Annotated in this window: 21 protein-coding genes; 8 read left to right on the plus strand and 13 right to left on the minus strand. The window is 65.6% G+C overall.

All coding sequences use genetic code 11. The annotated features are described in order from the left end of the window. Positions 1-53: 53 nt before the first annotated feature. The 5 genes from G3580_RS09270 to G3580_RS09290 are packed head-to-tail and all read right to left on the minus strand — an operon-like array spanning position 54 to position 4,587. On the minus strand, positions 54-764 hold the full coding sequence (locus G3580_RS09270) for a dienelactone hydrolase family protein (RefSeq protein WP_173764977.1): 711 nt from the start codon (positions 762-764) through the stop codon (positions 54-56). Positions 765-794: 30 nt separating this feature from the next. Next, positions 795-1,898, minus strand: a complete 1,104-nt coding sequence (gene amrS / locus G3580_RS09275) for an AmmeMemoRadiSam system radical SAM enzyme (RefSeq protein WP_173764978.1) — start codon at positions 1,896-1,898, stop codon at positions 795-797. A gap of 20 nt (positions 1,899-1,918) precedes the next feature. Beyond that, a complete protein-coding gene (gene amrA / locus G3580_RS09280) occupies positions 1,919-2,473 on the minus strand; it encodes an AmmeMemoRadiSam system protein A (RefSeq protein WP_173764979.1) in 555 nt (184 codons plus the stop codon). Beyond that, a complete protein-coding gene (amrB, locus tag G3580_RS09285) occupies positions 2,460-3,278 on the minus strand; it encodes an AmmeMemoRadiSam system protein B (protein WP_173764980.1) in 819 nt (272 codons plus the stop codon). Before amrB ends, amrA begins: the two co-directional genes overlap by 14 nt. Before the next feature lie 43 nt (positions 3,279-3,321). Further along, entirely contained in the window at positions 3,322-4,587 is a 1,266-nt protein-coding gene (locus G3580_RS09290) for an MgtC/SapB family protein (RefSeq protein WP_173764981.1), read from the minus strand. 41 nt (positions 4,588-4,628) lie between these two features. Between G3580_RS09290 and ispD the strand changes: the two genes are divergently transcribed. The 3 genes from ispD to thpR are packed head-to-tail and all read left to right on the plus strand — an operon-like array spanning position 4,629 to position 6,357. Further along, a complete protein-coding gene (gene ispD, locus G3580_RS09295; RefSeq protein WP_173764982.1) occupies positions 4,629-5,330 on the plus strand; it encodes a 2-C-methyl-D-erythritol 4-phosphate cytidylyltransferase in 702 nt (233 codons plus the stop codon). A 3-nt stretch (positions 5,331-5,333) separates the two neighbouring features. Beyond that, the gene (gene ispF, locus G3580_RS09300; protein ID WP_173764983.1) at positions 5,334-5,831 is read left to right on the plus strand and encodes a 2-C-methyl-D-erythritol 2,4-cyclodiphosphate synthase; all 498 of its coding nucleotides are present in this window, start codon (positions 5,334-5,336) and stop codon (positions 5,829-5,831) included. Next, positions 5,815-6,357: an RNA 2',3'-cyclic phosphodiesterase gene (gene thpR / locus G3580_RS09305; protein WP_173764984.1), complete on the plus strand. Its 543-nt coding sequence runs from the start codon at positions 5,815-5,817 to the stop codon at positions 6,355-6,357. Before ispF ends, thpR begins: the two co-directional genes overlap by 17 nt. A gap of 49 nt (positions 6,358-6,406) precedes the next feature. On the opposite strand, the gene G3580_RS09310 is transcribed toward thpR, so the two are convergent. The 4 genes from G3580_RS09310 to G3580_RS09325 all read right to left on the minus strand — a co-directional run bounded on the left by G3580_RS09310 (position 6,407) and on the right by G3580_RS09325 (position 9,228). Continuing rightward, positions 6,407-6,841 carry a host attachment protein gene (locus G3580_RS09310; RefSeq protein WP_173764985.1) on the minus strand — a complete coding sequence of 145 codons (435 nt, stop codon included), beginning with the start codon at positions 6,839-6,841 and terminating at the stop codon, positions 6,407-6,409. Positions 6,842-7,088: 247 nt separating this feature from the next. Beyond that, positions 7,089-7,553 carry a flavodoxin family protein gene (locus G3580_RS09315; RefSeq protein ID WP_173764986.1) on the minus strand — a complete coding sequence of 155 codons (465 nt, stop codon included), beginning with the start codon at positions 7,551-7,553 and terminating at the stop codon, positions 7,089-7,091. Beyond that, a complete protein-coding gene (locus tag G3580_RS09320; protein WP_228720823.1) occupies positions 7,550-8,374 on the minus strand; it encodes a M90 family metallopeptidase in 825 nt (274 codons plus the stop codon). Before G3580_RS09320 ends, G3580_RS09315 begins: the two co-directional genes overlap by 4 nt. Continuing rightward, a complete protein-coding gene (locus G3580_RS09325; protein WP_173764988.1) occupies positions 8,332-9,228 on the minus strand; it encodes a DMT family transporter in 897 nt (298 codons plus the stop codon). Before G3580_RS09325 ends, G3580_RS09320 begins: the two co-directional genes overlap by 43 nt. Positions 9,229-9,339: 111 nt before the next feature. On the opposite strand from G3580_RS09325, the gene G3580_RS09330 reads away from it, so the two are divergent. Further along, positions 9,340-11,541, plus strand: coding sequence for a RelA/SpoT family protein (locus tag G3580_RS09330; protein WP_173764989.1), 2,202 nt, complete (start codon positions 9,340-9,342; stop codon positions 11,539-11,541). Between the two features lie 8 nt (positions 11,542-11,549). Here G3580_RS09330 and G3580_RS09335 read toward each other — a convergent pair whose 3' ends face one another. The 4 genes from G3580_RS09335 to G3580_RS09350 are packed head-to-tail and all read right to left on the minus strand — an operon-like array spanning position 11,550 to position 14,400. Further along, positions 11,550-12,911 (minus strand): HAMP domain-containing sensor histidine kinase, encoded by a 1,362-nt coding sequence (locus tag G3580_RS09335; RefSeq protein WP_173764990.1) that lies wholly within the window; start codon positions 12,909-12,911, stop codon positions 11,550-11,552. A gap of 18 nt (positions 12,912-12,929) precedes the next feature. After that, positions 12,930-13,607 carry a response regulator transcription factor gene (locus G3580_RS09340; protein WP_173764991.1) on the minus strand — a complete coding sequence of 226 codons (678 nt, stop codon included), beginning with the start codon at positions 13,605-13,607 and terminating at the stop codon, positions 12,930-12,932. A 7-nt stretch (positions 13,608-13,614) separates the two neighbouring features. Next, positions 13,615-14,100 (minus strand): DUF6491 family protein, encoded by a 486-nt coding sequence (locus G3580_RS09345; protein ID WP_173764992.1) that lies wholly within the window; start codon positions 14,098-14,100, stop codon positions 13,615-13,617. A 51-nt stretch (positions 14,101-14,151) separates the two neighbouring features. Next, the gene (locus tag G3580_RS09350; protein ID WP_217424634.1) at positions 14,152-14,400 is read right to left on the minus strand and encodes a hypothetical protein; all 249 of its coding nucleotides are present in this window, start codon (positions 14,398-14,400) and stop codon (positions 14,152-14,154) included. Positions 14,401-14,821: 421 nt separating this feature from the next. On the opposite strand from G3580_RS09350, the gene G3580_RS09355 reads away from it, so the two are divergent. The 4 genes from G3580_RS09355 to G3580_RS09370 all read left to right on the plus strand — a co-directional run bounded on the left by G3580_RS09355 (position 14,822) and on the right by G3580_RS09370 (position 20,929). Continuing rightward, positions 14,822-15,592: an oxygen-binding di-iron domain-containing protein gene (locus tag G3580_RS09355; RefSeq protein ID WP_173764993.1), complete on the plus strand. Its 771-nt coding sequence runs from the start codon at positions 14,822-14,824 to the stop codon at positions 15,590-15,592. A gap of 291 nt (positions 15,593-15,883) precedes the next feature. After that, on the plus strand, positions 15,884-17,020 hold the full coding sequence (locus tag G3580_RS09360; protein ID WP_173764994.1) for a tyrosine-type recombinase/integrase: 1,137 nt from the start codon (positions 15,884-15,886) through the stop codon (positions 17,018-17,020). An 878-nt stretch (positions 17,021-17,898) separates the two neighbouring features. Further along, entirely contained in the window at positions 17,899-20,271 is a 2,373-nt protein-coding gene (gene hsdR / locus G3580_RS09365; RefSeq protein ID WP_217424635.1) for an EcoAI/FtnUII family type I restriction enzme subunit R, read from the plus strand. Next, on the plus strand, positions 20,264-20,929 hold the full coding sequence (locus tag G3580_RS09370) for a DUF6988 family protein (RefSeq protein WP_173764995.1): 666 nt from the start codon (positions 20,264-20,266) through the stop codon (positions 20,927-20,929). Before hsdR ends, G3580_RS09370 begins: the two co-directional genes overlap by 8 nt. The last annotated feature ends 1 nt before the right edge of the window (position 20,930 follow it).

A 20,930-nucleotide genomic window follows, 5' to 3' on the forward strand; every position in this document is an offset into this window, starting at 1 on the left:
TGTCTTCGAGAGCACTTCTGCAGTCTAGTGGTTGAATTCCCGGGAAAAAAGGGTCACAGAGGTTTTGATGCGCCGTCCGTCACGCTGCCCGCGGAGGGTTCATCGGCCGGTGGCGGTGATGACGGCGGCAAGGTGCGATCGAACCACTCGGCGGCGATGCGTGTGACACGCTCGAGCGCACCGGGCTGGGTGAACGCATCGTCGGCGCCCGGCACGTCTTCCCATTGCTTTTCGGCGCGCACATGATCGTAGGCGCGACGGATCATTTCCCGGCCACGGTCCTGGCGTCCGACGGCGACGCACAGCGGCATGGTCACGTTGGCCAGGGGCCCGACCCCGGCCAGATCGAGGCGGCCGGCACGGCAGAACAGGGCGTCGAATTTTTCATCGGTTCGACTGGCGGCGCGAATGGCGGCACCGCTACCGGTTCCGCTCGTCATCAGCCCCCGTGACAAGCCCATGAGCGGAGGCTGGTGCTCGACCCACTCGAGCGCCGACTCGAGACGTGTCGCCAGCAGCGGCGTGTTGTAGCGCAGATCGGGGTCGCGTGACTCTTCATGCGGCGTGAGCAGATCCAGCAGCAGGGTGGCGAAGCCGGCTGTCTGCAAATGCTTGGCGACATAGGCTTCGCGCGAGTTCAGATGCTTGCCCGCAGCGGTCTGCGCGAGGATGACCAGGGCGCGCACGTCGGGTGCGTGGGCCATGTGCGCCCCGAGCCATACCGACCCCGCCGGCAGGCTCAATTCGATCTGTCTGAGCTTCATTCCCATGGCCGCACGTTACACCGGATCGGCTCAGGGCGCATGAGCGCCGATGAATACGGGGATGCGCCGTGAGCCGAACGGCTTGTCGAAGAGACCGAAGCGACCGGCGATGACCTGTCCGCAGGCGGAGCAATGGCCGTGCGCGTCGAGGGCGTAGGCGCGGATGTCGTAGCCGTCGCGCACGATGACCGGCGCCGCGCAGCCTGGACACAAGGTGGTGCTCCCTTCGGGGTCATGGACGTTGCCCGTATAGACGTAGCGCAGTCCGGCATCGAGACCAATGCGGCGGGCGCGGCGCACGGTGGCCAGTGGTGTCGGCGGGTGATCGCCGAGTTTGAAATCCGGATGAAAGGCGGTGAAATGCAGCGGGGTGTCGGGCCCCATCTCGCGCATCACCCAGGCGCTCAGCGCCTGGATCTCTTCGTCTCTGTCGTTCTCGCCCGGGATCAGCAGGGTCGTGATCTCCACCCAGACGTCGGTCTCATGGCGCAGCCACACCAGCGTGTCGAGCACCGGGGCCAGGTGGGCGCCGGTGAGCTTGAAATAGAACTCCTCGGAGAAGGCCTTGAGGTCCACGTTGGCGGCGTCCATGGCGGCGAAGAAGTCCCTGCGCCCTTCGCCGTGAACGTAACCCGCGGTCACCGCTACGGTCTGGATGCCGCGTTCGTGGCACACCGCGGCGGTGTCGATGGCGTATTCGGCGAAAATGACCGGATCGTTGTAGGTGAACGCGACACTGCGGCAGCCGTAGTGTTCGGCGGCATTGGCGATGGCCTCCGGGGTGGCGGTGTCCATCAGGCGGTCCATGTCGCGCGACTTGCTGATGTCCCAGTTCTGGCAGAACTTGCATGCCAGGTTGCAGCCGGCGGTCCCGAAGGACAGCACGCTGCTGCCGGGATAGAAATGGTTGAGTGGCTTCTTCTCGATCGGGTCGATGCAGAAGCCCGAACTGCGACCCCAGGTGGTCAGCACCATCTGGCCGTCGACCATCTGGCGTACGAAGCAGGCAGCACGCTGGCCTTCATGCAGGCGACAGGTGCGCGGGCACAGGTCGCATTCGATGCGCCCGTCGTCGAGCAGATGCCAGTAGCGGGCCGGATGTCCGGGGTCGATCGGGGTGTCGGTGGTGCTCATGGCAAACCTCCGTGAAGCGTTCAGTCAGCCTCGGACCATTTCTGGACCGGGTAGGTCGCGATCATGACCTCGTCGCCCCAGTAATCCGGGGGCAAGCCGGCTTTCTGTTTGAGCGCACCCAGGAAGCGGCGCGGCTCGGGCAGCTGCGCCCACACCTGGGGGAGGAAGGTGGCCTGGCGACAGCCGGCGAAGAAGATCACGCCGTCCTGACCCGGTCGCAGCCGGGCCAACACCTCGTCTTCGGCACGCGCATCCATGAACTCGGCCTGACCGAGCAACGAGACGCCGATCCGGATCGCAGGCCACTCCGCCCGGGATACCGGGGGAAAGCGCGGATCGCCGAAGGCCGCGGCACAGGCGTTGGCGGCGATGTCTTCGGCCAGTGGGCGGTGCGGTTTGAGGCTGCCGATGCAGCCGCGCAACTCGCCATGCTTGGTCAGGGTGACGAAGGTGGCGCCGCGTGAAGCCAGCGACGGATCGTCGCCGGGGGCCGGCGCGAGCCCCAGTTCATGTTCGATCGCCGCCCGCGCACGCGCCAGCAGGCGCGCGCCGAGATCGGACTCAGTGGGCGACATGGGGGCGCTCCTCGCAAAAGGCGATGGCGCTGTAGCCGACGACCCGGTTGCGATCGCCCGCCGTGTCGCCCGAATTGCGCTGATCGAGCAGCACCGGCCGGAGGTGATGGCGGTCCGCCGCGATCAACAGGCCATTGACGGGCAGGGCGCCGCAGGCCTGGTCGAAGTTGAGCTTGGGTTGGAGCTGAAGGATCTCTTCGACGGTGGCCTGGTCGCGCCAGCGCGCCTGGTGGTAGGGCAGGTAATGGGACAGGTCCGAGGAAATGAGGATCAGCGTGTCTTCCTGCCCCCACAGGCTTTCGAGCAGCTGGGCGACGCGCTCGGAACTGGTCCGGCCCACCAGGATCGGCACCACGGTGATGTGCTCGAGCACGGTCTGCAGAAACGGCAGCTGGACCTCGAGACAGTGTTCGAAGGCATGCGCCCGCTCATCGACGCTGACGTCGGGCTGGGCCTGCAGGGCCAGCCAGCTGTCCCGGTCCACGGCCACTTCCCCCAGCGGGGTCGCCAGCCACTGCGAGGCCGGCAGCGCAAAACCGTCGACCGGCTCGCGATGGGCTGGGCCGAGCATGACGACGCGGCGATAGTAGGGCGCCGCACCGCGCAGGCTGTTGTATGCGGCGGCGGCAATGGGGCCGGAGTACACGTAGCCGGCGTGGGGCACGATGACGGCCTTGGGCCAGTTGACGGTCTCGAGCGGGACGGCGGCACTGAGCATGTCGCCGATCATGGTACTGAGCGCCCTCGGATCGGCCGGGTAGAACGCGCCGGCCACTGCCGCGGGGCGGACGGACGCGTTTGCCATCGACGCCTCCTTGGTGGCGGGAATCACTCAGTAAATTATACGCTCACGGCACAAGTGCGATCCATGCGAGCCCGGCCCCGAGGCCCAGGCCGGTCACGGTCATTCCCGTCAGCACGGGGCGGGCCAGCGGCCGACCGCCGATCGAGATGGCCATGCCGGTCTTGAAGCCCAGGTTGGCGATCATCGCCAGCCCGGCGGCGATGACGGTGGGGGCGGCGCTCAGCCGTTCGAGGGAAAACAGGCGCAGGCTCGACAGGGTGATCGCGTCCACGTCGGTCAGGCCCGAGGCCAGCGCGATCGCGTACAGCCCGCCGTTGCCGACCGATTCGGAGAGCCAGGCCGACCCGAACAGCACGCCAGCGTACAGGGTGCCGAACGCGAGCGCGGCGCGCAGCTCGGTGGGGTTCTTGGTTTCGGGCACCGGCACGCTTTCGTGCCGGCGCAGGTCACGCCAGTTAAGCAGCACCGCGACTGCCCCGAGCACCAGCCCCGGGACGACGACACGCAGCAGCATCGGTAGCAGGGTGGGGGCGAGCACCGCCACGATGGCGCCGACACGGATCACCATGACGAGATTGGCCAGCACGATGACCAGCGCCGCGGCGGGTGCGAACTCGTCCCGCTCGCGGGCATCGCGGGCGAACACCAGCGTGGTCGCGGTGCTCGACACCAGCCCGCCGAGAAATCCCACCAGGGCCGCGCCGTAGCGGTTGCCGACGAGTTTGAGGGCGGCATAGCCGGCCAGGCTCACGCCGGCGATCAGCACCACCATGAGCCAGATCTGATGTGGATTGAGGGCGCCGAAGGGGCCGAAGTTCTCGTCCGGCAGCACCGGCAGGATGACCAGCGAGAGGACGCCGAACTGGAGAATCGATATCCAGTCCTTGGGGGTCAGCCGCGCCGCCCAGCCCCGCAGCGTGGCCTTGAAATAGAGCAGCACCGTGGTGGCCACCGCGATCATGATCGACAGCTGGACATAGCCTTGCCAGACCATGAAGCCGAGGGTGTGGCACAGCAGCAACGCAACCACCGTGGTGGTTCCCGGGTCGAGCGGATCGGGCTGGCGCAAATAGGCAGCGATGATCATCGCGGCGACCAGCCCCGTGCCCAGCGCAAACGGCCACAGCGAATCGAGCCGATCGCCGAGCAGGCCGTTGAGGGCACCGAACAGCGCCACCAGGGCAAAGGTGCGCAAACCCGCCCGCGCCGAGGGGCGCTGCTCGCGCTCCAACCCCATCAGCAGGCCGATGCCCAGCGCCACGGCCAAGGTCTCGATCTGCGCGGTCTCGATGGGAATGTCCGGGTGCATGCGGCCATTCTACGCCGGCTGCGGTTAGAATCGCTGCCATCATGCACAGCCATCGTCATCGCCACTTCGCCCTCGTGCCCGCCGCCGGTTCGGGCAGCCGCATGGGGCGCGAGACCCCGAAACAGTACCTGCCCCTGCTCGGCGAACCCCTGCTGCGCCACACCCTGCGGGTGCTGTGCCAGTCACCGCTGATCGACCGGGTGTTCGTGGTGCTGTCGGTCGGCGATCCGATCTGGAACACGGCCGACTGGAGCGCCCTGGGCGACAAGCTGGTGCCGCTGTACGTCGGTGGCGCCAGCCGGGCGGACAGCGTGCTCAACGGCCTGCGCGCGATCCGCCCGCAAGTGGCGGATGGCGACTGGATCCTGGTGCACGACGCCGCACGGCCCTGCCTGGCGCCCTGGCATATCGACACCTTGATCACGACCCTGGACGAGGACGAGGTCGGCGGTCTGCTGGCGGTGCCGGTGGCCGATACCCTCAAGCGCAGTACCCGCCACGGCCGCGTCGAGGCGACGGTGGCGCGCGACAGCCTGTGGCAGGCACAGACGCCGCAGATGTTCCGCTACGTGATGCTGCGCCGCGCGCTCGAATCCGCCCGTGAAGTCACCGACGAGGCCAGCGCCATCGAGGCGGCCGGACTGCACCCCCGCCTCGTCCAGGGGGATACCACCAATCTCAAGGTCACCTATCCGCTCGACCTGCATCTGGCCGAGTGGATTCTCAGCAACCGGGAGGGCTGACACGTGTTTGCCGGCATTCGTATCGGGCAGGGCTTCGACGTCCACGCCCTGGTGAGCGGCCGTCCGTTGATCATCGGCGGCGTGCGCATTCCTTACGCAAAGGGGCTGCTCGGCCATTCGGACGCGGACGTGTTGCTGCACGCGATCACCGACGCCGTGCTCGGCGCGGCCGGACTGGGCGACATCGGCCGGCATTTTCCGGACACCGACCCCGCGCACGCGGGGGCCGATAGCCGGGTGCTGCTGCGCGAGACGATGCGGGCGGTCCACGAGGCCGGCTTTCGCGTCGGCAACGTGGATGCGACGGTGATTGCCCAGGCGCCCAGGCTCCTGCCCCACGTCCCCGCCATGGTGGCGAATATCGCCGCCGATCTGGGCGTGGCGCCGGCGTGCGTCAACATCAAGGGCAAGACCACCGAGCGGCTCGGCTTCACCGGTCGTGGCGAGGGCATTGCCGCGCAGGCCGTGGCCTTGCTGCTGCGGGATGAACGCGGCGACTGAACGCCTGCGGGTGTTCTACGCGCTGTGGCCCGACCGGGTCACCGCCGATGCGCTGGCACGGTTGGGGCGGGCGGCCGCGCCGGCCCATGCGCGACGGATGCGGACCGACACCTTGCACGCGACGCTCGCCTTCGTCGGCGATGTCGATACCGTCCGCCTGTCCACCTTGTTGGCTATCGGTGACGCCATGGCCTGGCCCGCCGGTGATCTGTGCATCGATCGGGTCGCCCACTGGCCCCACAACGGCATCGTCTGGGCCGGATTCGCGCCCCTTCCGGCGCCGTTCGATGCCTGCGTCGCCCAACTACATGAACGCCTGGCGGAGGCCGGCATCGACCTGCCCGCGCGGGCGTTCGTTCCCCACGTCACACTGGCGCGCAAGGCACAGGTGCTGCGCCCGGCGCACCATCTGCCGCTGCCGATTTCGTGGCCGGTGGACGGGGCCGTGCTGGTGGCCTCGGAGCGTGACCACAGCGGTGCGCGCTATCGCTGCGTGCGCCGCTGGCCTGCGCTAGCGCGCGGTTGAGCAAAAAAAGAGGCGCTCGATGGCGCCTCGAATCAGGGTTGCTCGTGGATCAAAGGCAGATGCAGTCTCCGAGTCGCTGCGCCAGCACCGGCTCGGCTGCCTTCGTGTAATCCTTCTCGACTCGGGCGCTGACCAGGCGCTCCGTCGGTCCGTCCATGTTGGCGTTGATCATGCCCATGAAGGCCGGGGGCGCAACCAGGATGGCGCGGCCGAACTGCTGCTTCGTCCGGCCATGGTAGAACTCCTGCGCCAGTTCCTGCGCGAAGGCCCAGGCCGCCTGTTCCTTGGGTTGCCGGTGAGATTCATACCCGCCACCGGGCGACGATTGAATCGCGCCAGGCCGGTCGGTGACCATGTCGCTGTTCTTCTGTCGACTCTCCGGGTGCATCAGCTCCTTGACCAGCTTCAGCCCCTTGTTCGGGCCGTAGTTTGCATAGAGCTTCGCCAGGCTGGCATTGGCAACGAGGATCCAGGTAATAGCCATTCTTGTTCCTCCGAAACGGATGGGAAGATGAAACCTGCCCCTGGATCGTGTCCCCGGAGCGGGGCGCGAAGGGGCAGTTTTTCCAGCTTAGAACGCGGCCGTCGCGGGTGCAAAACCGGTGCATGCGCGAGCGGATGGGCGGCGTCACGAAACTGACATGTTGCGGCGCGGCAAACGGCGTCGCGGGCCGGGTTCCGTTCGCATCGAACCGTTCGTCAGATGCATCGGGACATCGCGCCGCAACGGTTCAGAACACCCCCATGGCCAGCCCCTCGGCCATGGCCCGACCGAGATCCCGGCACTCCCCCAGGTGCGTTTCGGTCACTTCGCCGCGGGCGATGCACGCCGGGGCAACCTCCCGCCAGCCATAGCCGTTGGCGATGCGGCCGATCTCGCGCACGGCATTGGTGCCGTCGTTGCCGGCGCTCACGAACACCGCGTAGGGCAGGCCGGTGAGCTGGCCTTCGAGCGGATAGAAGGTGCGATCGAAGAAATCCTTGAGCGCGCCGGACATGGTGCCGAAGTTCTCCGGCGTGCCCAGCAGCAGGCCGTCGCAGCGGGCCAGATCGTCCACCCCGGCGTCGAAGGCGCGCAGGCAGCGCACCGAGACACCTTCGGCCTCGCTGGCCCCCTCGGCCACACAGCGCGCGAGGCGCTCGGTGTTTCCGCTTTGGGAGTGATAGACGATCAGCAGGGTCTTGGCGGGGCTCATGGCGTTGTCGAAGCCACCGATGATGATGACGGGTCGACCCCGAACAGGGCGCCCAGTTGCGCATACACCGCCGGATAGGTGTCGCGCAGCGCGTCCGGGCGTTCGAAGAAGGCCTCGCTGGCGACGGCGAAGAACTCCGCCGGATGTTCGCTGGCGTAGGGGTCGAGTACCGTGGGCATGCCATGGTCGACCCGAGCGCACAGATCCTCGTAGGCCGCCTCGAAGGCCTGCGCCCAGGCGTGACGGTTCATGTCGGCCGGCAACGGCGGAAAGCCGTCGGCGGCGCCGTTGAGCATGTCGAGGGTGTGGGCGAATTCATGGATCACCACATTGACGCCGGCGGGGCCGCCCGCGGGCGCCCAGGAGACGATCACCGGTCCGCCGTCCCAGGCTTCGCCGAGCAGGGTGTGGTGGTCGTTGTGCACCACGCCGTCCTCGTCCATGACCTCGCGGTCGACGACGAAATCGCCCGGATAGACCACGATGCCGACCCAGTGGCGGTAGCCCTCCAGTCCCACCCGCAGGATCGGCAGGCAGGCCTGCAGGGCGATCGAGAGCATGATCTCGTCGCTCAGGACCATGCCCCGCGCGCCGTGAAACTCCTTTTCCGCCAGAAAACGCCGCGCCAGATCGCGCAAGCGCGCGCGGGTTTCGGCTGGCAGGCCGTGCAGGCAGGGCAGGCCGGCCTCGACCCGCGCCCACAGGGCGGCGGGAATGTCGTCGTCGCGAGCGTCGGGGGTTCTGGACAACCAGCGTCTGAGCGCGGCGAACATGGCGTTCAGCTCGTTGCCCGGGCGCGGGTGGTCATCCAGATCCCGCACAGGATCAGGGCGATCCCGGCGGCGTGAAAGCCCTTGGGGTTCTCCCCGAGGAAGATCATGGACAGCACGGTGCCGAAGGCCGGCATCAAGTGGAGGAACAGGGAGCCCCGGTTGGGGCCGACCATGGCCACGCCGCGGTTGTAGAAGATGTAGCCGAGGAAGCCGGGAAAGATCGCCGTGTACAGCATGCCGGCGACGCTGGGCAGCGACACGACGATGAACCGGCCGTGCGACATCTCCCACGCCCACAGCGGGCCGAGGATGAGAATGCCGACCACGGTCATGGCGGCCAGCATCAGCATCGGATCGACCCCCTTGGGGCGCCAGTGCAGGGCAACGGTGTACAGCCCCCAGTCGAGCACCGCCACCAGCATCCAGAAGTCGCCCGGGTTGAGCTTCAGCCCGAGCAGCGTGCCGAGCTGACCGTGGCTGACGATGACGCTCACGCCCAGCAGCGACACGAGCACGCCGATGGCCTCGAGGCGATGCAGATGGCGGCCGATCAGCACCCGCGCCAGCAGGATCGTGGCCACCGGGATCAGCGAGTTGAGCATGGTGGCGTTGATCGCCGTGGTGTATTGCAGCGCGAGATAGGCGAAGGTGTTGTAGCCGCCGACGCCGAGGGCGCCGAGCAGCACGATCGGCTTCCAGCCGGCACGCAGCGCCTGACGCTGGGTGCGCCAGTGCGGCAGCGCCAGCGGCAGCATCAGCATCAGGGCCAGGGTCCAACGCCAGAACGCCAGCGCGATGGGCGGCACGTCCGCACGGATGCTGCGGCCGAGCACCATGTTGCCGGCCCAGAAAAGGGCCGTGAGGGTGAGCAGCAGATAGGGGGAATCGAACAGGCGACGCATGGGTTCCAGTGATCTCGGTCGAGTGCCCTGCGCGACGGATCGGGGCGCAGGAATGCTGATCCGCGATTATCATGTCTGTGCTTCGCTCAGAACATCAGGACAAGCCCCAGCATGGTTTCGGTCACGCACGCCCTCTCCGCCGACAATGATACCCAACCGCTCGTCGAGCGCCTGTGCGAGGGGCTCGACGATGCCGACGCGGCCCGCGTGGTCCGTGCCGTCGAGGCGATGCGGACCCATTACGGCGACGCGGTGCTCGGCACCGGCGAGAACACCCTCCAGCACGCCCTCGGCATGGCGCTGATCTGCGTCTCGCTGAAGATGGACGTCGAGGCGCGTATCGCGGCCCTGTGCTTTGCGCTGCACGCGGAGATGGACAACGCCACCGAGTATCTGGAAAAGCATTTCGGTGCGCGTGTGGCGCGTCTGGTGGGCGGCATGCACCGGCTCAACGGCCTGCGCGTCATCACCCGGCGCACAGCCACCGCCATGGCCCCCGAGATGCGCATGCAGGCCGAGACCCTGCGCAAGATGCTGCTGGCCATGGTCGAGGACATCCGCGTGGTGCTCATGCGCCTGGCCTCGCGCACCCAGACGCTGCGCTACTACGCCGGCACCGACTGCGAGGCGCGCAAGGACGTCGCCCGCGAGAGCCTGGACATCTACGCCCCGCTGGCCAACCGGCTTGGCGTGTGGCAGCTCAAATGGGAGCTGGAGGATCTGTCGTTCCGTTTCCTCGAGCCGGAGACCTACAAACGGGTTGCCAAGATGCTCGACGAACGCCGTGTCGAGCGCGAGCAGTTCATCACCGACGCCATCGCCCGCCTCGAGGCCGAGACCCGCAAGGCCGGCGTCAAGGCCGACGTATTTGGCCGCCCCAAGCACATCTACAGCATCTATCACAAGATGCATTCGAAGAAGCTGGACTTCTCGCAGCTCTACGACGTGCGTGCCCTGCGGGTGCTGGTGGACGAGGTCAAGGACTGCTACACGGTGCTGGGCATCGTGCACCAGATGTGGACGCCGATCCCCAAGGAATACGACGACTACATCCTCAAGCCCAAGGGCAACCACTACCAGTCGCTGCATACTGCGGTGATGGCCGACGACGGGCGCGCGCTCGAGGTGCAGATCCGCACCCACGACATGCATCGCCACGCCGAGTACGGCGTCGCCGCCCACTGGCGCTACAAGGAGGGCTCGGGCCCCGCCGGCAGCGCCTACGACGAGAAGATCGCGCTGCTGCGCAGCCTGCTGTCGTGGCGCGACGAGATCAGCGACGCCGACCAGTGGGAGGCCAAGTATCGCGACGCGTCGATGGACGACACCATCTACGCGATCACCCCGCAGGGGCGGGTGGTGGACTTGCCGCGCGGCGCCACGCCCATCGACTTCGCCTACACCCTGCACACCGAGCTCGGTCACCGCTGCCGTGGCGCCAAGGTGGACGGGCAGCTGGTGCCGCTCAACACGCCGCTCGAGAGCGGGCAGACCGTGGAGATCACGGTGGCGAAGGAGGGCGGTCCCTCGCGCGACTGGCTCAACCCGCAGCAGGGCTATGTCGCCACGGGTCGGGCGCGGCGCAAGATCAAGCAACACTTCAGCCAGCTCGAGCAGGGCGAACTGCTCGAACGCGGGCGCAGCGTCGTCCACAAGGAGCTGCAGCGCGAAGGACAGACCCAGGCCAACATCGAGGCGCTGGCCACGCGCATGGGCTTCAAGACCGCCGACGCCATGTTCATGGCCGCCGGTCGCGGCGACGTGGGCCCGCGGGCCGTGCAGGTGGCCTTGCAGGGGCCGGACGCGGAAACGCCCGCGGCGGACGAGGAGGTCCATCTAGGGCGGGCACGCAGCGGGCACGGCGATGAAGACATCCTGGTCGTCGGCGTCGGCAAGCTCATGACCTCGCTGGCGCGTTGCTGCAAGCCGGCGCCGCCGGACGCCATCGAGGGCTTCGTGACCCGCGGTCGCGGCATCTCGGTGCACCGGGTGGACTGCCACGACTTCAAGATCATGGCCCGGCGCAATCCGGAACGGGTGATCCCGGCCACCTGGGGCGGCTCGGCCGTGGCGCCCAACCACCGCTACCCGATCGACCTCCTCGTCCAGGCGGTCGACCGGCAGGGGCTGCTGCGCGACATCACCGACGTGCTCTCGCGCGAGCACCTGAACGTGATCGCGGTCAACACGCTGACCAAAAAGGGCAAGGCGCGCATGCGCTTCACGGTCGAGGTCAGCGGTGCCCAGCAGGTACAGCGGGCGCTCGCCCTGATCTGCGAAGTGCCCGGCATCGACGAGGCGCAGCGCGCCTGATCGAGCCCTCAGTGCGCCGGCGGTGATTCCCCCGCGCCGCCCGTGGGCAGGCGGACGCGGATGCTCAGACCGGGGTGAGCGTTGTGCGCCTGCGCGTCGCCGCCATGAAAGCGGGCGATGGCCCGCACCAGGGTGAGCCCGACCCCGCCGTGCCCCGGATCACCGCGTGCGTCGTCCACCTGATAGAAGCGTTCGAACAGGCGTGGCAGGGCGCTGTCCGGCACGCCATTGCCGTGATCACGCACCTGCAGATCGGCGTGATCGTGCGCCACGCGCAGTTGCACGTCGATCGGACCGGCGCCGTGGCGCAAGGCGTTCTCCAGCAGGTTGGACACCATCTGCGCGAGCAGCTGCCGGTCGCCGTGGAGGGTGACCGCCTGGCAGTCGGCAACGATGGAACACCCCATGGCTTCGGCCAGCGGCCGATGCAGCTCCACCATGTCGAGGACGACCTCATCGACGGCGCACGACTGCGTCGGTGCCGCCCACGCGCCCGATTCCAGACGCCCCAGCCGCAGCAGGGCGGCAAACGTCTGTAGGAGCTGGTCCACCTGGGCCGACACCGCGCCGAGGCGATGGTGCAGCACGGCCTCGGACACCGGCGGTCCGGCGAGGATCTCGTCGAGACTCTGGCGCAAGGCGATCAGGGGACGGCGCATGTCGTGCGCCAGCGCACTGGAGACATGCCGGGTCGCATCGACGAGCTGCTCGATTTCGTCGAAGGCGGCATTGAAGCGGATCGCCAGTGCGTCGAGCTCGTCGCCGGGGGTGCGCGTGCGCAGGCGGCGGGACAGGTGTCCACGGTGGATCGCGTCCACATCGTCGGCAAGGCGCCCGAGGCGCCGATGCAGGTAGCGCATGAACAGGGTGCTGGCCAGCGCGGTGACCACCACGATCAGGAGCGCCGAGCCGATCAGGCGTACGATCATGCCCCGACGAAACCCCGCCAGCGGCGAGCGGCGCCCCACCAGCAGGCGCTGGCCGCCGAAGAGGACGAATACCTTGCCCTCGATGAACTGGCCGTCGGCGCCGACGACGCGGAACCAGGTGTCGTCGCGGGCATCGAGGCCGGCAGGCCACGCGCTCAGGTTGCCGGCCAGGCGGGTGCCATCGGCCGCTTCGAGCCGATAGACCGCATCCGCATCCAGCGGCGCCGCGGCGCGGTCGTCCAGCTCCTGCACCAGGGCGGCCATGCCACGGGCGTGCAGGTGGGCGTCCAGGGTGAGCAACTCCTGCTCGATGGCGGCATGAACCTCGGTGCGGATGAGCGTCTCCGCTTCACGGTACAGGGGCAGGAAGACCAGCGCGACGATGCACGAGACGGTCAGCGGCAGGGCGAGCGCGAAGCGCTGGAAGGGGCTGCGGAGCATGAAGTCGTATTGGGCGCGTCAGGCCTCGAGGCGATACCCCACGCCCCGCACCGTCTGAATCAGCGACGGGCGCCCTTCGATATCGAGGCTGCCGCGCAGGTTGGAGATGTGCACATCGATCACGTTGGTGCCGGGGTCGAAGTGGTAGTCCCACACCGCCTCGAGTAGCATGGTGCGCGAAACCACCTGGCCAGCGTGGCGCATCAGGTACTCGAGCAGCTTGAATTCCTTCGGCTTGAGGGCCATCGGGCGACCGGCTCGGGCCACCGAGTGGCGCATCAGATCCATCTCCAGATCGGCCACCCGCAGCCGGGTCGGCTCCCCACCGGGGGGCGGGGCGCTGCGCCGCTGCAACGCCTCCATGCGAGCCAGCAACTCGGCGATGGAGAAGGGCTTGCCGAGATAGTCGTCGCCGCCGGCACGCAGCCCTTCGATTCGCTCATCCACCTCCGCCAGGGCGCTGAGCACGATGATCGGGGTGCGGATGTCCGAGGCGCGCAAGGTGCGCAGGATGGTGAGCCCGTCGACCCGCGGCAACATGCGGTCGAGGACGATCATGTCGAAGGTTTCGCTGCCGGCCAGAAACAGGCCGTCCCGGCCGTCGGTACTGGTCTCGACCTGGTGCCCGGCCTCGGTCAGGCCACGACGTACGAACTGCGCCTGGTGGACATCGTCCTCGATCAGCAAGACGCGCATGAAGACCTCATTGACGCGCAGACGTGTTTGTCGCCGGAGCGGCGACGAGCGGCAGCGCACGATGGGGACGTGGCATGCCCGGGGCGGGCTCGGCGCGGTCGATGGCACGCACCGCGCAGCGCAGGCGTCCGAACAGCACCGCGTCGGCGCCGACCACGACGCTGCGCCCATGTCGGGTCAGGGCGGTGGGCGCGATCTGACGCAGGTCCGGGCATCCGGGCGCGAGCCTGACCCGGTAAGGCTCCTCCACCCCCAGCCACAGCAACATCACGTCCGCTGCCAAGGGCGTCCAGCCGTAGGTATGTACGGCTCGCACGCTATGCGGATGCGGGGTAGCGGCGTGACGCTCCGGTGCTCGGGTCGCCGCCAGCGCGGTGTGGCCGGCAAGGGTCAGCTGGGCAGCGCCCAGCGCATACATGACCACTGTGCGACCGATGCTCATGAGTCCAACCCCCTGCGCGAGAGCATAGCGCTTGTGGCTGATTTCGTGCACGGCATCCCGTGTCCGCGCGCGCAAGCGATGGCGGACACGGGGGCCGGTGCATCAGGACTTCGGTGCCTCCGGTGCGGCCATGGGCTTCGCCTTCTTCTTGGCGGTGTGCTTCTTCACCGCCTTCTTGGCGTGCTTCTTCTTGACGACCTTCTTCTGGGCCGGTGCGGGCGTTGCGGCCGCGCCAGTGCTTGCGGCCGCCGGGGTTTCGGCAGCAACGGCCACATTGGCCAGTCCTGCACCCAGGGCAAGCATGGAGGCCATGGACAGCGCCCCAAGGGCACGAACAAATCGGATGTGCATCGTGATTCTCCAATCAGGTTTCGAAACAGACCGCAGCGTTGCGTTTGCGACACGCGGTCCGTGAGAAGCAGTCTGCGCGGCCGTCCATGAGCCGATGATGATGCAAGGATTAAGAAGGTTTAATCCATGCGGACACGGCGGGGCGTCGGCCACACCCGTTCGTCGGTGATGCATGCCGTTCATGCCTCGACGGCCCTCTGGATGGGAACAATCATGATCCGGGTCAACATCCAGCACCCCGAAGCCGACTAAGCTTCGCCCGACCGTTCAGCCGCACATCACCCGTCGGGCGCATCGCCAATGGGTTTGTCGGACGTTGAGCGCGCAGTGTCCTGCCTGCGTCGTGGCAGGGAATGATGTGGGTTGGCGCAACGGGGATCGCGGGATCTCCGGCCTCAATCCTTCGCCGAGGAAATTGCTAGTGGCCGTAGAACTTTTCAACGATGGTCGCCATGTCTGCCTGGCCTTTTACGACCTGGTGGACGAGGAAGCCAACCATGTGGTGCAGAGCAACCAGTTCCTGATCGTCGACGGCGATCACGGAGCGCTCATCGACCCGGGTGGCAACATGACCTACAACGAGTTGCTCATGGGGATGCAGCGCTACTTCCCCTCGCGCAACCTCGATTTCATCCTCGCCTCGCATGCCGACCCCGACATCATCGCCTCGCTCAACAAGTGGATGATCGCCACCCACTGCAAGGTGCTCATCTCCAGCCTGTGGACGCGATTCCTGCCGCACTTCACCTCCGGCAAGGACTACACCGCGCGCATCGTCGGCATTCCGGACGCCGGCATGCTGATTCCCATCGGCGAGTGCAAGGTCAAGGCGCTGCCGGCGCACTTCCTGCACTCGGAAGGCAACTTCCAGTTCTACGACCCGGTGTCGAAGATCCTGTTCTCGGGTGACCTGGGTGCCTCGCTCATCGACCACGGCGCGGCCGCCGAACCGGTGCGGGATTTCGATGCGCACCTTCCGACCATGGCCGGTTTTCATCGACGCTACATGGTCTCCAACAAGATCTGCCGCCTGTGGGCGCACATGGTGCGACAGCTCGATATCGAGATGATCGTGCCGCAGCACGGCGCACGCTTCGAGGGCAAGGCCATGGTCAATCGCTTCATCGACTGGATCGAACAGCTCGAGTGCGGCGTCGACCTGGTCACCCAGGACCAGTACCGGCCGATGTAACGGCGGCGTATCGATCCCGGCCGCGAGAAACGGTCGGGAGGCCGCTTGGCGAGGCAACAACAAAAAACCCGCAGAGCGAATAGCCATGCGGGTTTTTGCCGTTCTCGGAAGTGGTGGGCGGTACTGGGATCGAACCAGTGACCCCTGCCGTGTGAAGGCCGGATAATCGACCTGATGACGATTTTTGCGGTCAGGTCCGTTTTTAACCTACTGAAAAATGGTAACTTTTGACCTCTGAGTTCGCCTGGTGGTGGACTTTGTTTTTTCACACGGTTTTCACATGAGGTCGTGATGGGCATCAAGATTGACACTGTCAGCGCGAGAAAGGCACTCGATCCGAGGCCAGCACCGTACTTCCAGCGACTCGAGAAGGGGGCTTATATCGGCTACCGCAAGCTGGACGAGGCGTCAGGCACATGGGTGGCGCGCTGGCGTGATGAGCACGGAAAGCAGATCAACCACACGCTCGGGTGCTTCGATTCATTCGACCAGGCGTGCAAGGCGGCGCGCGAATGGGTCAAGGGTGCCCAAGGAGGGGTCACCGAGGTCGTCACGGTGGAGGAGGCGTGCAGGCGCTACGTGGAGGATCGAAAGGTCGCCAAGGGCGCGGCGACCGCGACAGACGCGGAAGGCCGCTTCAACAGAACGATCTATGGGACCAAGCTCGGCGTCCTGAAGCTGTCGGCGCTGAAAACCTCGCACATCATCGATTGGCGAAATGGCATCGCCGCCCTGGATGACGATGACGCGGAGGACCCCGACGAAGTGCGGCGGGCTAAAGACACGGCGAACCGCTACCTCGCCACATTCAAAGCTGCTCTCAACCTCGCGTATCGCAGTGGTCTGGCTAACGACACGGCGCAGTGGGATCGGGTTGAGACCTTCAAAGGCGTCGGCAAACGGCGCATGCGCTGGCTGACCATCTCCGAGCGCAAGAAACTGATCCTGGCAGCCCCTAAGGCCCTTCAGACCTTCATGAAGGCGCTCCTTCACACGGGTGCTAGACCCGGTGAGTTGGCCAATTGCTACGTCGGCGACTTCGATAAAGCCGGTGTGCTAACCCTCGACGGCAAGACCGGACGGAGGACTGTGCCCGTCTCGCCGGAGGCCGCGAAGTTGCTCGCTGCGAGCGCGGGGACACGGCCGGACGATGAAGCGCTGCTGGTGCGCGCGGATGGCAAGGCGTGGACTCGGTTCGATTGGCGTGACGGTATCCAGGACGCGAGAACAACGGCAGCTCTCGGCGATGACGTGGTCGCCTACACCCTGCGGCACGTCGCGATCACCGAAATGATCGTCTCCGGGGGTATAGACCCCTTGAGCGTCGCGCGTCTCGCCGGGACCAGCGTTGCCATGATTGAACGGCACTACGGCCATCTCAGGAAGGACAAGGTCGCGGCACAACTGGCCAAGGTCAAGGTGCTCTGACCCCTGAATCAGAGCTGGCGAACCCAAAAAAATTTCCCCGCGACTCAGGTCGTGACAACACGATGAAAGCGTCGGAGTGGCATCCGGCGCTGACACAGCCGCACCCGGTATTTTGCTGGGCGATGAAGGTAAAGCACGACTGTGTCCGTCGCCGATCCTGCCTCGCCAAGGCTCGCCCAGCAAAGCATCGGGTGTTTTCTTTGGACTCCGGCCTACGCGGAGTCTATCGGCGAAGGGAGTACCCGAAGAAGGCCACTGGTGCAGACACCATGCTGCAACAGTCCCGAGGGGAGATGCCCACAAACGTTCTGGCCGCGTCAGTACCGCACCACAGAAGAGTCGGGGTGCAGCAGTGATGGAGCAGGGCGGCATGCCGGGAGACAGACCGGCGTCAAAGTGTCGTTCTGTATCGGGGACTGCGAAGGCCGCCAGCAGTGGTGGAATGCCCCGATTAAGGATGCGACGACTGCGATGTCGCACCTGCCACGGGGCCAAGGTTCGAAGACATACGGGCATGTGATGCAGAAAATCCCTCTAACTCGCTTCATTGTGGGTTAGGGGGTTTTTTGCCTGAAACCTGCAGCCCTCTCCCACCGAGCATGGTGTCCCCCCTCTCAGCGATGTGCGCTGATCAACCATTTTTTGCCGAAACTCCGACAACCGGTGAACGCCGAGGAAGCGAGATCACTCGCCCAATTCGAGCGGGATCCTCAGAAAGCGAGGGTAAAACGAAGCCAGTCAGACTTAAGTCGTAGGACAACCGCGACAACCAGACTCGACAACTTCGACAACCAGATCACATGCGTTGTGCGTAAATCGGCTGCCGGCTAGAATCGGCCGACACCTGAAACGGTAAGAAAAAGAAACAAGGCCTGCACGTGAAATCAACGCTATCTGAGCGCGACATCTGTACGAAGTACATCACGCCCGCGATTTCCAAGGCGGGGTGGGATATTCAGACCCAGATCCGCGAGGAGGTGACCTTCACGGCCGGTCGAATCATCGTGCGCGGCAAGCTGCACAGCCGGGGCACCAAAAAGCGCGCCGATTACGTGCTGTACCTCAAACCGAACCTGCCATTGGCGGTCATTGAGGCGAAAGACAACAAGCACAGCGTCGGCGCCGGCATGCAGCAGGCCCAGAGCTATGCGGATGCCCTTGAGGTGCCCTTTGTCTTCAGCAGCAACGGCGACGGCTTCGTCTTTCACGACCGCACCGGTTTGGCGCCCCAGGTCGAACAGAACCTCACGCTTGACCAATTCCCCAGCCCAGAAACCCTGTGGCAGCTTTATTGCGAGTGGAAGGGGCTGAGCACGCCCGAGAGCCAGAAAACCGTCTCAACGCCCTATTTCGACGACGGCAGCGGCAAAACGCCGCGCTACTACCAGCTCAACGCAATCAATCGCACCATCGAAGCCATCGCCAAGGGGCAGGACCGCATCCTGCTCGTCATGGCCACCGGCACCGGCAAGACCTACACCGCCTTCCAGATCATCTGGCGGCTGTGGAAGTCCAAAACCAAGAAACGCATCCTCTTCCTGGCGGATCGCAACATCCTCGTCGATCAGACGCGCACCAACGACTTCAAGCCTTTCGGTGCAGCCATGACCAAGATCGAGAAGCGCCAGGCCAATAAGGCGTTCGAGATCTACCTGTCGCTCTATCAGGCGGTCACCGGCACCGAGGAAGAAAAGAACATCTACAAGCAGTTCTCGCCTGACTTCTTCGACCTGGTCGTGATTGACGAGTGCCACCGTGGCAGCGCCGCCGAAGATTCAGCCTGGCGCGACATTCTCGACTACTTCTCCGGCGCCACCCACATCGGCCTGACCGCCACGCCCAAGGAGACCAAAGACGTCTCGAACCTCAAGTACTTCGGCGACCCGGTCTACAGCTACTCCCTCAAGCAAGGGATCGATGACGGCTTCCTCGCCCCGTACAAGGTGATCCGGATCGATATCGACAAAGACCTTCAAGGTTGGCGCCCATCCAAAGGCCAAGCCGACAAGCAGGGGCAGGTGATCGAAGACCGCATCTACAACCAGAAGGATTTCGACAAATCGCTGGTGCTTGAGAGCCGCACGGAGCTGGTTGCTCAGAAAGTCACCGAATACCTGACGGCGACCGACCCCTTCGCCAAGACCATCGTCTTCTGCGAGAACATCGACCATGCCGAGCGTATGCGACAGGCGCTGGTCAATCTGAATCCTGAGCGCGTCAAAGAGAACCGCAAATACATCATGCGGATCACCGGCGACGAAGCCGAGGGCAAGGCCGAACTCGACAACTTTATCGATCCCGCCAGTCGATACCCGGTCATCGCGACCACCAGCAAGCTCATGACCACCGGCGTCGATGCGCAGACCTGCAAACTCGTCGTCCTCGATCAGCGCATTCAGTCGATGACCGAGTTCAAGCAGATCATCGGGCGAGGCACGCGAATCAACGAGGATTACGGCAAGTTCTGGTTCGCCATCATGGATTTCAAGAAAGCGACCGAGCTGTTCGCCGATCCTGCGTTCGATGGCGATCCGGTTCAGATTTATGCGCCGGGCGAGGGGCAGACACCCGTTCCACCAGATGAGGAGGAGGCCGGCCAAGGGCCGGGCGCCTCGGACACCGATCTTCCATCCTTCGAGCACGAGACTGACGGCGGTGAAGGCGAGGAAGGCGAAAAGCCGATCAAGTACGTCATCGGCAACGAGGTCACCGTCAGTGTCGTGGCCGAGCGCGTTCAGTACTACGGCCCCGACGGCAAGCTCATCACCGAATCGCTCAAGGACTACACCCGCAAGGCGGTGCGGAAGGAGTTCGCATCCCTCAGCGATTTCCTGCTGCGCTGGAACAAGGCGGACAAAAAGCAGGCGCTGATCGAAGAGCTGGAGTCACAAGGCCTGCTCCTGGGCGCCTTGGCTGATGAGGTCAGCAAGAAGCAGGGCAAGGTCTTCGACCCCTTCGACCTCATCTGCCACGTCGCCTTCGATCAGCCACCGCTCACGCGCGCTGAGCGTGCCGCTCAGGTGAAGAAGAAGGACGTCTTCGCGAAGTACGGCGACAAGGCACGCGCCGTGCTGGATGCCTTGCTCGATAAATACGCAGATGCCGGCATCGAGAGCGTCGAGGACATTCAGATCCTGAGGCTCGACCCCTTCTCGCAGATCGGCACGGCACCCGAACTGATCGGGGCCTTCGGTGGCAAGGCCGAATATCTGTCGGCACTCCAGATGCTGGAAAACGAGCTGTATGGCTGACCAACCTGGGCGGCCGATCAGCGCAACAGAGTTCGACGCTTTCCTCGATCGAAACACCGAGTTTCACCAGCGCGTCGTCGAGATAGTGGCCGACCTCGAACCCTATCCGGACCAGCGCTTTGTCCTCGCCATGAAATCGGCGCATCTGTCGCTTGAGCACGGCGCTGCGGTGGCCTTGCTTGTCAGCGCCGACATGTGCGCGCCGGGCTTCACGCTCGTGCGCACACAGTTCGAGTCGCTGGTTCGTGGCATCTGGTTGTTGTACGCGGCGACCGACACATGGGTTGAAAAGCTCAGCCAGCCGCTGACCCAAGAGTCGGCAGACATGGCTAAAGACACCCTGATGCTCGCCGACATGCTCAAACGCCTGCGCGCCTCAGAGGGGGCGCCTGCCGGCTTGCTCGATCAGCTCGAAGCGTGTCGAGACGTGACGTGGAAGGCGCTCAACAGCTACGCGCACGGCGGCTTTCACCCGCTGTCGAGACTCGAAACCGGCTATCCTGCGCAGCTTGCCTATGATGTGCTGCGCAACTCGAATGCCGTGACCGCGTTGGCCACGCAACTGACCGCGATCCTGACCGGCGACCAGCGCGCCATGGCGCCCGTCCGGTCGCTGCACGTCGAGTTTGCCGACTGCCTCCCCATCATCAATCCATAAC

The organism is Nitrogeniibacter mangrovi (assembly GCF_010983895.1).
In the GTDB taxonomy this organism is placed as follows: domain Bacteria; phylum Pseudomonadota; class Gammaproteobacteria; order Burkholderiales; family Rhodocyclaceae; genus Nitrogeniibacter; species Nitrogeniibacter mangrovi.